Raw genomic sequence first — 12,834 nt, forward strand, 5'->3', positions numbered from 1 at the left:
TAGTGCGTTCAAACGGCGCCCAATGATGGCCGGGTAAGCAGGCCCGATGCGCAAGATATCCCTCATTGTACTGCCCGTCATCGTGGCTGGCTGCAGCGAAACCGGGTCGAAGCCCGCCGCCCCCCGGCCCATGCGGAACTGATTGCTCATGAGGGCGAGCTGTTGAAGCTGACGCTGACTCCGGCGGCTCAGTCACGTCTGGGTGTCGTCACGGCACGCGTAGCTGGTGGTACGGCCGGTACGATCCGGCAGGCTTCCGGCGAGATCGTGGTGCCGCCCAGCGGTGCGGGCGGGGTGCCGACAGGCTCACTTGCCAACCTTCAGCAGATGGGCGCGCAGCAGGCGGCGGCCGACGGCGAAGTAGCCCGTGCCTCGGCGCAGGCCCGCCTTACCCGCATCGCATTGGGCCGGTCCGAGGCACTGGTCCGCGAGGAAGCCGGCAGCGTCCGCGCCCGTGATGAGGCAGCGGCAGCGGCGGCGGCAGCCGATGCCGCGCTGGGCGTGGCGCGGCGGCAGCGCCAGTTACTTGGCCCGTCGATCGCGGCGATGAATGGGCAGGCGACGGTGTGGGTGCGCGTCTCGGTGTTCGGCAGCGATCTCGATGCGGTGCAGCGCGGCGGGGCAGTGACCGTCAGGCCGCTGGGGCAGGGCGGGGCCTCGCGGGAGGCGCGTCCGGTGCAGGCGCCGCCCTCGGCCAATGCGGCGTCAGGCACGGTGGACCTTTACTACAGCCTCCCTAATCGCGACCGGGCTTACCGGGTGGGCCAGCGGGTCGCCGTGGACTTGCCGATGAGCGGGCGGACGGAGGGGCTTGTCGTGCCCTCGTCCGCCCTGGTGCGCGATGTCTACGGCGGCGACTGGGTCTATCAGAAGACCGCGCCTAACACTTATGTGCGCCAGCGCGTGGCGGTCGCATCTGAAAGTGGTGGAAAGGCCCTGCTTGCGCGCGGCCTTGCACAAGGGGCCGAGGTGGTCACTGTGGGCGCTGCCGAACTGTTCGGCACCGAGTTCGGAGCAGCACACTAATGCTGGCAGGACTGGTCCGCTTCGCGCTCGTCCAGCGCGTGTTCGTGCTGGCGGTAGCGGCATTGCTCGTGGTGCTGGGCGTGCGCGCCGGGCGCGATGTGCCGCTCGACGTGTTCCCCGAATTCGCGCCGCCGATGGTCGAAATCCAGACCGAGGCGCCCGGCCTTTCGACCGAGGAAGTGGAGAGCCTTGTCACCGTGCCGATCGAGACGGCGTTGAACGGCGTGCCCGATCTGATGACGCTGCGCTCCAAATCGGTGCTGGGTCTGTCTTCGGTGCAGATACTGTTCGAGCGGGGTAACGATGTCCTGCGCGCACGTCAGATGGTGGGTGAACGCGTGGCGCAGGTGCAGGCGCGTCTGCCGCTGGCCGCACGCCAGCCGGTGTTGATGCCGCCGCTTTCCTCCACCAGCCGGGCGATGAAGATCGGGCTGACTTCGGCCCGGCTCGACCAGATGAAGCTGTCCGAACTGGTGCGCTGGACCATCCGGCCGCGCCTGATGGCGGTGCCGGGCGTCGCTAACGTCGCCGTATGGGGACAGCGCGACCGGCAGTTGCAGGTGCTCGTCGATCCCGACCGCCTGCGCGTGGCGGGCGTCACGCTGGCCGAAGTGCGCGCCGCTGCAGGGGACGCGGTGCTGGTCGGCGGCGGGGGTTTCATCGACACGCCCAACCAGCGCTTGGCGGTGCAGCAGGCGGGCATGGCGCAGGGTGCGAGCGATCTGGCGCAGGCCATCGTCAAGCAGTGCGGCGAGGCCCCCGTGCGCATCGGCGACGTCGCCCGCGTGGTGGATGGCCATGCCCCGCCCATCGGCAACGCCATCATCGATGACGTGCCCGGCATCATGCTGATCGTCGAGAAGCAGCCGACCGCCAACACCCTCGAACTCACCCGCACGGTCGAGGCCGCGCTGGCCGAGCTTAAGCCGGGGCTTACGGACGTAAACGTCGACACCACGATCTTCCGGCCCGCGACGTTCATCGAACGCTCGATCCACAACCTCACGCGCGCCTTGCTGATCGGCTGCCTGCTGGTCGCGGGCGAGGTGCTGCGGCCGGGCTGATCGGGTGGATGACGCGCCGGCGTCTCGAAGGGATCGACGCCACGGCACAGACGATCATCGCCGGCGACCTGTCTCGCCGCGTGCCGCGCGACGGTTCGGATAGCGAGTTCAACCGCCTCGCCGGGACGCTCAATCGTATGCTTGATCGTATCGAAGGGCTTATGGAAAGCCTGCGGCAGGTGTCGAGCGATGTCGCGCACGATTTGCGCACGCGGCTGACACGCCTTTGCAGCAGCCTGGAAAGGGCAGCCGGGGAAGCGGAACCGGCGGCCCGCACGGCAGAGATCGAGAAAGCGCGCGGACAGGCCGCCGAATTGCTGGAGATATTCACCGCGCTGCTGAGGATCGCAAAAGTGGAGGGATTGTCCGACCGGCTACCGCTCCATTTGCTCGATCTTTCCGCCTTGGTCGAGCAGATGGCGGAGAGCTACCGGCCGGATATGGAGGATAGCGGAAGGCACCTCGATACGCGGATCGAACCTGGTCTTGCGGTCGCGGGGGACCGCAGGCTCATGAGCCAGGCGGTCGCCAACCTGCTCGACAACTGCCTTCGACACACGCCCGAGGGCAAGATGATCTCGCTGAGTGCCAAGGCAGGTGCGCGCGGCATCGTCTTGGGCATTCTCGACGATGGGCCGGGGATACCGGACGAGGATCGGGCGCGCTCGACGCCGGGGCACGGGCCTGCACATTGACATTCGGTCGATCTCGGTTCGCTCATTTGCAGGAGAAGGTTTTAGGAGGGGTTCAATCTGGCCAAGGATCGTGAACTGGCCCATTGAGGCTTACCAATTGCCGATTACGATGATTTCTGCGTGCCTTCGCGCGGTGATGGAGGACGCGGCTTCGGCCGTCTTGTGGAGTTTCTGTAATGAGCGATGACCGGCAAGACGGTGCCGCGCACCGGGAACACTCTTCGACCCATTCGATCGGGCTTTTCATATCCGACATCGACGGTACTCTGGTGCGGTCGGACAAGACCCTCGCGCCGGCGACGGTCGCCGCGGTGAAGACGCTCACCGAGGCGGGGATGCCGGTGAGCCTCATCAGTGCCCGGCCGCCGTCGGGCATCCTCTGGATCGTGCGCGAGCTTTGCCTTGCCGGTCCGTTCGGGGCTTTCAATGGCGGAACTCTGTTCGACAGCGACGGCACAGTCATCGTGCATCGCAGTCTGGAGCCGGAGGTCGCTGAGGCTATGGTCGGGCTCGTGCTGGAAGCCGGAATTACCTGCTGGGTCTTTGCCGAGGGGCAGTGGTTTTCGACCGACATCGCCGACCCCCATACCGAGCGGGAGGTGAAGTCCGCCGGGATCGAGCCGACCTTTGTTGGAGACTTTCGGGGGCGGCTGGCGCTGGTCGACAAGATCGTCGGCGTCAGCGACGACCATGCTGTCATCGCGCGGCTTGAAAGCGAAGCCTTAGCGCTGGTCGGCGATCGTGCCACGGTTGCCCGTTCGCAACCCTATTACCTCGATATCACTGCCGCCGGGGCGAACAAGGGCGACGGCGTTGCGCGGCTGGCGGCGGCCTTTGGCATTTCGCTTGATGCCGTTGCGGTGATCGGGGATCAGATGAATGACCTGCCGATGTTCGCGCGGGCCGGCATGTCGATCGCGATGGGGCAGGCCAGTGACGCGGTGAAGTCTCAGGCCGTGTACAGCACTGCCAGCGCCGACGAAAACGGCGTGGCGGCGGCGATCGCGCGGTACGTTCTGCCGGGCTGGTGACGGTCCTTCAGGATGCTTTCGGATCGGCTTGGCGTCGATAGTTGCTCTTTATGTAATCGTTACATTTTTGCGCCTGACAGCGTGCCGCGCCGTCTTTTCAGGATAGTCGGTAATTCCTTTCTTCCGCGTCTTCCGGGAAAAGTGGCGAGGTCGAATAAATTGCCGCAGCAGACGATGAAATGCTTTTCATAAATGGTTGTGCGATACGTTCGATTTTCCGCCCCGAAAATTGGTGGTGGCTGCGTTCAGGGCGGGACCGCCGGCCCTGAGCACACCGTTTTACCGAGCCTTATCCTGGGTGACAGTCACGATCACGCGCCGGTAGCGGGTGATCGCGGGGCTGCCGCTATCCGTGACGGAGAGGATGACATGCGCCTTGCCGCTGGCCGGGCAGGGCGGTGCCAGATCGGGCAGCCAGCCCGCGGTGCAGGTATCCCGCGCGGTAATGACTACGTTTGCGCCTGAGGCCCCGGACAGCGTGAGGTCGGCAGGTCGTTCTCCGTTTTTCACGCCTGCCTCGTTGTAGAGGAACCAATGGTAGGTCAGCTCTTGCCCGTCGGGATCGGTGCTGGCGCCTGCGTCGAGGTGCAGGACTTCGCCTTTGTGCACGGTGCGCTCGACGACGCCGGTGCCCACGCTGCCGTCGATGGCGATGCGCGGGGCGTGGTTGGCCTGCGCGAAGGGCTTGATGGTCCAGTCCATGCGCGCGGCGAAGTCGTTCTGGAATGCGGTCCGCCAGCGCCAGATTGTCGCCTGGTCCGATGTGTGGGTGCGGCCGTCCACGCCTTCCACGGTGTCCTGCGAGGCGGCGCGGTAGAACATGTCGCCGCCCTGGGTCCACAGCAAGCGGTTCTCGCCATAAGGCTGACGCATCACGTAGCGGCCGCCCCATCCGCCCCACGAAGGCGAGCGGCGCGCTTCCAGTCCGTTGTCGATGAGGCCCAGAAAGGCGGGAGTATCACCCTCCATGATGAACCAGTAGCGCGGATAATGAGCGCCCAGAGGTCCTTTGCGGATATGCACGCCGAGCCATTCGTTGGTGACCGTGGTAAAATCCGCGCCTTCACCGTTTAGGTAATACTTGTCACCGCTGATGCCGGTCCAGGTCGCCTTGGCGAAATCGCCGGAATCGGGTGTCGAAGGGGAGCCGATCCAGAACAGGTCCGGGAATTCGCGGCGGATCGAAGGCCCGGCGTCATCCTGGTCGGAGATGGCATAGACCCTGAGACGCGCCACGAAGCGGGCGAGTTCCTCGGGGCTGCGCGTGGCCCGGACATGGGCCAGCGCATCGGCCAGCGCGTTGGCGCCGCCCCACAGATCCACCCAGAGTGGACGTGCATCGGCGCGGTCGGCAGCGGCGATGAGCTTGCGCGCGCCTTCGCTGGGTGAAGCGGCGTCGATGGCGGCCATGCCGTAGGCTGCGGGGCCGCTGGCGATGGTTGCTGCAAGCGCCTGCGCGGTCGGCCAGCCGGGCGCATTGTCCAGCAGGCGCGGGCGGACTTTGCCGAAATCGGTTACGATGGCGCGGATCGTCTCGGGATGGATGACGGATTTCTGGAAGGTCGAAGTGGTGGCGACCAGCCCCTCGATGTCTATCTCGTTCGAATAGAGCAGCAGCCGCACCAGTGACATCTGGTCGTCCGGCTCATTGCCGATGTCGCTGAGAACGAAGAGCCGGGGTTTGCCCTCTGCCATATCGAGATGGTCGGCAGGCAGCGGCGCGGCCAGTGCAGGCGCCGGACAAGCCGCCATCAGGAAGGCGGCGAATGCAGGCAGGGCAATGCGCGAAAGCGGGCCGGGGCGAAGGGTGTCATGGCAGGAGGGCAAGCGGTCTTGCTCCTTTTTCGGGTTTCAGGAGAGTGCCGGCAGGGCCGGGCGCCGACATGAAAAAGGGATCCGGTCCCGAAGGACTGGATCCCTTGTAAGGAAAAAGGCGGGTCATGCCGAGCCCGCCTTTCCCGCATCATCAGAAGCGGTAGGTGACGCGCGCGCCGTAAGTACGCGGATCGCCGAACTGCACGAGGTAGCCGCCGGCGTAAGCGGCTTCTTCCGAGGTGGTAAGGATGACCGAGTTCTCGATGTTGCGCACATAGGCAGAAATCTCGAAGCCCGAAGCCTCGTTGGGGACGTAGGTCAGCATGAGGTCGGTCTTGGTGTAGCCCTTCTGCATTTCCGTGCCGATATTGCGGAAGCTGAAGAACGACTTCGACTGGTAGCGGCTCTGCGCGCGCGCGGTGAGCTTGCCGTTGCCGATCAGGAAGTCATGGCTGACGCCGCCCGACAGCGACCACGAAGGTGCCTGGGGCAGAGTGTTGCCGGCATACTGCACGCCGTTGTTGTTGAAGTCACGGTAACGGGCGTGGAGGTAGGCGACGGTGAAGTCCACCTTGTCCAGCGTAGTGGGCAGCCAGCTGGTTTCCAGCTCGCCGCCGTAGATGCGGGCGCGGCCGGCATTGAACACGCGCGAGACAGCGGTAACCGGGTCGTTCTGCTGCACCTGAAGGTCGGTGTAGTCGTAGAGGAAACCGCTCAGGTTGACCTGCAGCGTGCTGCCCAGGAAGCGGTTCTTGACGCCTGCTTCATAGGCCGTGATGCTTTCGGGGCCGTAGGTGAAGCCGTTCTGGAAGCCGCCTGCCTTGAAGCCGGTGTCGTACTTTGCATAGACGAGATTGTCCGGCGTGGCCTGCCAGTTGACGCCCAGGTGGTAGGTGTCCTTGTTGCCGGTGTAGCTGGCGTCGACGTCGGTATAGGTGCCGGCAACGTCGCTGAAGCCCACCTGCTTCTTCTTTTCCCGGGTGTAGCGGGCGCCGGCCTCGATCTTCAGGTCGGGCGTGATCTCATAATAGGCCTGGCCGAAACCGGCGTAGGACTTGGCATCCGTTACATAGTCGAAGGTGTAGAAGTTGATCGGCGCGGCGCCGCCCAGGATCTGGAAGTTGGTCAGCGAATCATTGTGGTCGCTGAAGTAGTACAGGCCGACCTGGAAGCCGAACGGGCCGGCGCCGTTGGTGCCCAGGCGCAGTTCGTGGTTCTGGGTCTTGGTGGTGCCGTCGGTCGGGAAGGCGAAGCTGGCGCCGGTGCCGCCGTCCTGGTCGTTCTGGCGGCTGATGTCCTGGGTGCGGTAGCCGCCGAAGTATGACAGCGTTACCGGCCCGAAGTCATAGTTCAGGTTGGCGCGCACGTTCTTGATGGTGAGGTCGATGAAGCCCTGGGTGTTGAGCGCCCAGTTGCGATCGCTGCCCAGTTTCAGCTTGCCATCGACGACATCGCTATAGGGGATGCCCTTGATGACCGCGCCGACGCCGCCGACGTGGGTATATTCGCCGGTGACCAGGGCTGTGAAGGGCGAACCCGAATCGTAGGCGACGTGCAGGCGCGCGGCCTGGCTGACGTCATCGTTGCCGCCTTTGCGGACCAGTCCGCCGTCGGACAGCGAACCGTTGTTGCGGTAAGCATCGCGCTGGTGGACCGAAAAGGCGCCGCGCACCTTGATGGAATCGCTGACGGGGACGTTCAGCATGCCTTCCGCGATCAGCGCGTTCTTGTAGCCGTATTCGAGGGCCATCGAGCCTTCGAGCTTGTCCGTCGGCTTGGCGGTGGAAATGTTGATCGCGCCGGCGGTGGCGTTGCGGCCGTACAGCGTGCCCTGCGGGCCGCGCAGCACTTCGATACGTTCCAGGTCGAAGAAGCCGACGTTCAGCGCGGTGCCGTTCTGGAGGTAGAAGTTGTCGATGCTGACCGCGACGGCGGGGTTGCCGGTCTCGGTGTAGTCGCGGCTGGAGACGCCGCGAATGGTGATGATCGTGTTCTGGTTGTTCTGGGCGATGCCCAGTGTGGGTGCGATGTTGACGAGGCTGTTGACGTCGCTGACGCCGTTCTTCGTTAGTTCCTCGCCGGTAGCGACGGTCATTGCGATCGGGGTCTTCTGCGCAGTGCTTTCACGCTTTTCAGCGGTGACGACGATGTCACCGAACTGGCCGGACGCGCTTTCTGCGCCTGCATCCTGCGCCATGGCGGGGGCGGCGATGCCGGTCGTAGCGATCGCCGCTGCAAGGGCGAAGGTCGAGATTGGAGACTGAAACATGGTACCCCTCATGATGGTCGCGCTCCCCGCGCATGTCCTGAAATGCATTACATTCGTATTAGGCGATACCCTCTTCCTGCTGGTCCAACGAGAAGAGAGAGGTGCCGTAAACGCCCTGTCATTAGCAGATGGTAACGGTTACATCGCAAATGTGTATCGCAACCGTCACGGGATGCAATAGGCAATTTGCCGAAGTTCCGGGAAACGGCCGCCATGCGTTGCATCCGGGGCTCATTCGGTCGCCTGGCTGCAATATTCCATGTCAGGCCCTGATCGTATGGGCGCGCGGCGAAACGCTTTTTCGGCCACCGTTATATTTTGGGTTATGAGGGCCGATGGGTGGTGACAGGCGCGGGTCGTGACTGAAATCAGTCGCCGCCGCCACTCCGCCCAAAGTCCAGGAACGCATCAACCGAATCCGCCATAGTGCCCGATGAAGCGGTTCTGCGGGTTCGCTGACGCGCTAGCAATCAGGTTTCGCCCTGGTTTTTCGACCCGTCAGTCATGCCTGGCACGATGAGGTGACAAGCAAGGAGAACGGTGCCTCCTCGCGCAGCGCCCGGACCACGGTCGCGGCCGTGGTCCGGGGGCGTCTATTCTGGCTTTGCGCGCCTGGATTTTGCAGGGCGCAGATGCCGCCAGCCCACGACGATCCCTGTCACGGAGATGGCCAGCCCTGCTGCGGAGAGTACCCACATCAGACCGTCTCGCAGCGGACGCCATGTCAGCAGCCACGGCAGGTCGAAGCTGTGAAGCGCCGCAAAAAGCCAGCGGTAGCTGCGGCTGGCCGATCCCATCCTGCCCAGTAACATCCCGGTCGCCGGGTCGACATGCAGCCATGTACGGGCGGGATCGTCGAACACCAGTCGCAGCACGGGAAGCGGCCGGGCATCGCTGCGCGGGTCCCCGGTGGTGTACCAGTAGCGATCGTGGGATGTGAGCCGCTGCACGGACACCAGCCGGCTATCGGTGACAGCCGCACGGGCAATTTCCTCGATCCGGCTGGTGGGAAGGGCGAGAGGGCGGGCGGTGGCGCCGTCCAGAAGCAGCTTGCCGGACCCTGCGCCCAGCGCGATCATCACGGCCTTTCCGCCGAGATAGGCGAAACTGACCTCCCGCGCGCCTTGTGCTTCGCGTTTCAGGGCTTCGAGATCGGTCGCTACAAAGCCTGGTCTGTCACCGGCATAGCGTTCGGCGATCCCGTGATCCGCGTCGCGCAGTCCGCCCCAGGGGCTCATCGATAGCCAGCCGCTGAAAACCCAGGTGATGACGACCACACCGCCGACAAGGCCCGTGACATGGTGCCATTTCATCCAGCCGCGATAGGGGCTGACAGAACCTGACTTGTAGCGCTTCGACAACCGCACGCGCAGCAGGCCGATCCAGACGCCCGCGACCGCGGCCACCATGCCGATGCCCGAGGTCCACAGCACCGTCTGGCGCCATGGCTCCTGATGGAGGCGCAGGGCGGTGAAGTAGATCCAGTGCGGCACCGCACCCAGCCAGTTCCAGAAACGCTCATGCGCCGTGGTATTCTGGACCACCTCGCCAGTCTTCTGCGCAACATAGATGTCGGTCGCGGCGGTGTCGGCCAGTCTCACGCGCCAGAACGGCGCCATCTTCTTGTAGGCGCCGGTGACGACCCACTGGTCATGGTCGACAGGCGTGACCGATTCGACCGGCGCCCGGACAAGGGTGGAGGCGATCGTCCCCGCGCGGCCTGAGTCGACGGATCGTATCTCGGCGCCCGTTACTGCGGAGACTGCCCGCCGGCCGTCCTTGGTGACGAAGCGGTAGACCGGCTCCCCGGCTGTCATGCCGATCCGCATTTCCGAGGGGAATGTGGGGTCGTTCAGCGAAGCCAGCGCCGCCTCCGGCCGTACCCGAACCTGCGCCCAGTCGATCGGCGGGGCGCCGGCGATCCGTTCGGGCGCGCGGAAGCTGGGGAACGGGACATACATCATCACCACGCCCGACAAGAACCAGACGGCGAACAGAAGGCACAGCACAATGCCGGTCCAGCGGTGGAAGAAGTAAAGCCATCGCCGCGCCGCCCGCCATGCAGTGGTGCGCAGCGGCGACCGGCGGCGGGGGCTGGGGCCGGGTTGGAGGCGCACATGCGGCGCACCTCCGGTTACGACAGGTGCGCCGTCAGAAGCCGACATTGATGCTGGCCTCCAACGCGCGCGGATCGCCCAGCACCCACTGCGAGGCGCCGTAAGTGGCCCGCACATAGGTTTCGTCGAAGACGTTGCGCAGGCGCAGGGCCACACTTGCGGCCTCGACGAACTGCCAGCGCAGGCCGATGTCGGTCAGTGTATAGGCGGGGATGACGCGGGTATTGGCGGCGTCCTGATAGCGCTTGCCGACATGGCTGATGCCGCCATCGACGATCCAGCCGTCCAGAAATTCCCAGCTGACGAAGGCATTTGCAGTCTTCGTCGCGACATTGGTTGGCCGGTTGCCGGCACGCTGGAACAGTACTCCGCCAACGGATTCTGCGAAGTCGTCATAACGGGCGCGCAGCAGGGCGCCGTTAAGGCTGATGCTCACCCGCTCCACCGGCTCCAGCGACAGCGATGCCTCCACGCCTTTGGACGATTGCTGGCCGACCTGGACCTGAATCGTCGGGATCAGCGGATCGGACGTCAGCAGCTTCTTCTTGACGATGTCATAGGCTGCCAGCGTGAACTGGCTCTTCCCGCCCCAGAAGATATGCTTGATGCCCACTTCGTACTGCCGTCCGGTGGAAAGGTCGAAGCTGCTCTGGGCAAGGCTGGTCGAAACCAGCGCGCCGACCGGATCGGCCGCCGTCGCGTACTGGCCGTAAAGCGACAGCGTGGGGATGGGATTGTAGACCGCGCCCACCCGCCAGGTCACCGCGTCCGGCGTGCCGGTGAAGTTGTTGGCGGCGTTGACGTAATCGGTCTTGGTGATTTCCGGCCGGTCGTAGCGCAGCCCGCCAACCAGCGAGAACTGGTCGCTGAACTTCAGCCGGTCTTCGGCGAAGATCGAATACTGGCGGATCCTGTTGGTATAGCGCGGCTTGGTCGGCGCGCTGGCCTGGTCCAGGAACAGGCCGGGCACGGGATCGACCACGTCGATCAGCCGCGTCTGGTTGTTGCCCGAATTGCTGACGTTCTTGTAGCTGATGCGGTTCACGTCGAAGCCCACCACCAGCTGGTTCTCCAGCCCGCCCAGGTCGTGCGCGATGTTGGCGGTGGTGCGGTTCCCGGTCTGCTTCTGGATGTGGTAGAGTGCCAGGAAGCTGGACTGGCGGATCTTCGCCGGGCTGGTTGCGGTTGCGGGGATGTAGGCCACGTTCTCCGCGTTGTTCCAGTATTTGTTCGCCCATAGGTGGTAGAACGTGCTGCGGATGGTGATCGCCTCGGACGGAGCCCATTCCAGCTTTGCCTGGCTCCAGTTGTCGCGGAAGCGCAGGTTCGCGTCGGTAACGTTGTAGTTGTTGCGGCGGATCGACTTGTCGAGCTTGCCGTTCACCAGCGGCACGCCGAACCATGTGCGCGGCTTCTGCGTGCTGAAATCGTGCGACAGGGTGATGCTGAGGTCCGGCGCCGGCTTCAGGCGGATCGCCCCCGAAAGCGCCAGCGCGCTGCTGTCGCCCCGGTCCATCCAGCCATCCGAACTGCGATAGCTGGCATCGGCGCGGAAGCCGACCAGATCGTTGACCGGGCCGCCGGCGCCCGCCGCGATCGAGTAGGTTCCGAAGGACGCCACGCCGGCGCGCCCGCCGATCTCCAGCGTATCGCCCGGCTGGCGGCGGGTCACGTTCACTGCGCCGCCGATGGCGCCTTCGCCGTAGAGCACCGAGGCCGGGCCGCGCAGGATTTCCACGCTCTGCGCCATCCACGGGTCTGCCGGGAAGGTCAGCGTGTTGTTGTACATGCGCATCCCGTCATAGAGCGTCATCACCGAATTCTGGCCGGTAAAGCCGCGCGCCGACAGGCCGTAGCCGAACACGCCGGAGGTGTTGACGATGCCGGTCGCCCGGGCAGCCGCATCCTGAATCGTCAGGTCTCCGCGCAGGCGGATGGCGTCGCCGTCCAGCGTCTCGATGCTTGCCGGGGTCTCCAGCGGGGTAAGGTTGAGGCGGCTGGCGCTGTCCGTCCTGGTGTTCAGTCGAAGCTGGTCGACGATGCCGGTGACGACGATAACATCGCCTTCCGCCTCGTTCGAAGCCTGCTGGGCATGTGCCGAACCGGCAGCGAAATTGGGCGCAACTAGAGTGAAGGCCGCAAACGCGGCCGATGCGAAACTGGTCATGATAGTCTCCGTCGGCGTCAATCGACGTTGGGCCGGGGCGTGCCGTTCACGAACGGTCGGCGCCGCGCATCGCCCGGACGCCAGGGGCGGCCGACACACGAAACCGATGCGGCCCCAGCCGCTCGTTCGTCGCTCAGACGGAGTTCACCGTGCCGCGGCCATCCCCTGGACCAAGGCAAGAGCGACCAGACGCCGGCAGGTCTCCTGGCTCATGGGTCATCGCTTGATATACGGCCTTCCCAGGCCTCGCATGTTACAGCGTCCGGCCCAGTGGCTGGCGGCTCGGCGCTATGCCGTCCGCACATGTATATCGCGCTCGCCACTTACAGTTGCAGGGACAGCTACGGAATTGGATGGAGAACCACCCGCACCGCATTCCCGTTTTAATCCCCTTTCGGGGAACCGACGCGATCTTTACCCGTGCGGACGACCAATGGCCGCTGCACGAATGCCGCGTTCATATGGTCGGGTTTTTTAAATCGCAAGTGTCATGATTGGGCGGCGCTCTCAGCGAAAAGCCACTTAGCCCGGAAAATTCATCGTGTTGGTCAGCGCAGGCCAAGATTTGGATTTTGGGCAGGCGGCGGGCGCGTAGCGTCATTGCCGGAGATGAGCCGGATTTGAGGGTGATTGAGGTTTGCGGGTTGAAG

The 12,834-nt window shown here is 64.7% G+C and carries 9 protein-coding genes and 1 riboswitch; of the genes, 4 read left to right on the forward strand and 5 right to left on the reverse strand.

The genetic code is table 11. From position 1 onward, the window contains the following. The first annotated feature begins 162 nt into the window (after positions 1-162). From GVL61_RS10620 to GVL61_RS10635, 4 genes are all read left to right on the forward strand, one after another. Positions 163-1,026 (forward strand): efflux RND transporter periplasmic adaptor subunit, encoded by an 864-nt coding sequence (locus tag GVL61_RS10620; RefSeq protein WP_235037631.1) that lies wholly within the window; start codon positions 163-165, stop codon positions 1,024-1,026. Further along, positions 1,026-2,090 carry an efflux RND transporter permease subunit gene (locus tag GVL61_RS10625; protein WP_200844742.1) on the forward strand — a complete coding sequence of 355 codons (1,065 nt, stop codon included), beginning with the start codon at positions 1,026-1,028 and terminating at the stop codon, positions 2,088-2,090. The genes GVL61_RS10620 and GVL61_RS10625 overlap by 1 nt, the downstream gene beginning before the upstream one ends. Positions 2,091-2,098: 8 nt before the next feature. Continuing rightward, positions 2,099-2,785, forward strand: a complete 687-nt coding sequence (locus tag GVL61_RS10630) for a HAMP domain-containing sensor histidine kinase (protein ID WP_159979715.1) — start codon at positions 2,099-2,101, stop codon at positions 2,783-2,785. Positions 2,786-2,961: 176 nt separating this feature from the next. Then, a complete protein-coding gene (locus GVL61_RS10635; RefSeq protein WP_159979717.1) occupies positions 2,962-3,816 on the forward strand; it encodes a Cof-type HAD-IIB family hydrolase in 855 nt (284 codons plus the stop codon). 279 nt (positions 3,817-4,095) lie between these two features. Here the strand turns inward: GVL61_RS10635 and GVL61_RS10640 are convergent, their stop codons facing one another. The 5 genes from GVL61_RS10640 to GVL61_RS24960 all read right to left on the reverse strand — a co-directional run. Then, positions 4,096-5,643 carry a nucleoside hydrolase-like domain-containing protein gene (locus GVL61_RS10640; RefSeq protein ID WP_200844743.1) on the reverse strand — a complete coding sequence of 516 codons (1,548 nt, stop codon included), beginning with the start codon at positions 5,641-5,643 and terminating at the stop codon, positions 4,096-4,098. A gap of 139 nt (positions 5,644-5,782) precedes the next feature. Beyond that, positions 5,783-7,900 (reverse strand): TonB-dependent receptor, encoded by a 2,118-nt coding sequence (locus tag GVL61_RS10645; protein ID WP_159979719.1) that lies wholly within the window; start codon positions 7,898-7,900, stop codon positions 5,783-5,785. Between the two features lie 593 nt (positions 7,901-8,493). After that, on the reverse strand, positions 8,494-10,065 hold the full coding sequence (locus GVL61_RS10650) for a PepSY domain-containing protein (protein ID WP_159979721.1): 1,572 nt from the start codon (positions 10,063-10,065) through the stop codon (positions 8,494-8,496). Further along, positions 10,052-12,184 carry a TonB-dependent siderophore receptor gene (locus GVL61_RS10655; protein ID WP_159979723.1) on the reverse strand — a complete coding sequence of 711 codons (2,133 nt, stop codon included), beginning with the start codon at positions 12,182-12,184 and terminating at the stop codon, positions 10,052-10,054. Before GVL61_RS10655 ends, GVL61_RS10650 begins: the two co-directional genes overlap by 14 nt. Before the next feature lie 176 nt (positions 12,185-12,360). Beyond that, positions 12,361-12,606: riboswitch (cobalamin riboswitch) on the reverse strand. 35 nt (positions 12,607-12,641) lie between these two features. Beyond that, a partial coding sequence (locus GVL61_RS24960) for a hypothetical protein (protein ID WP_235037632.1) occupies positions 12,642-12,834 on the reverse strand: 193 nt, incomplete at its 5' end.

This window comes from Novosphingobium sp. 18050 (genome assembly GCF_902706195.1).
In the GTDB taxonomy this organism is placed as follows: Bacteria; Pseudomonadota; Alphaproteobacteria; order Sphingomonadales; family Sphingomonadaceae; genus Novosphingobium.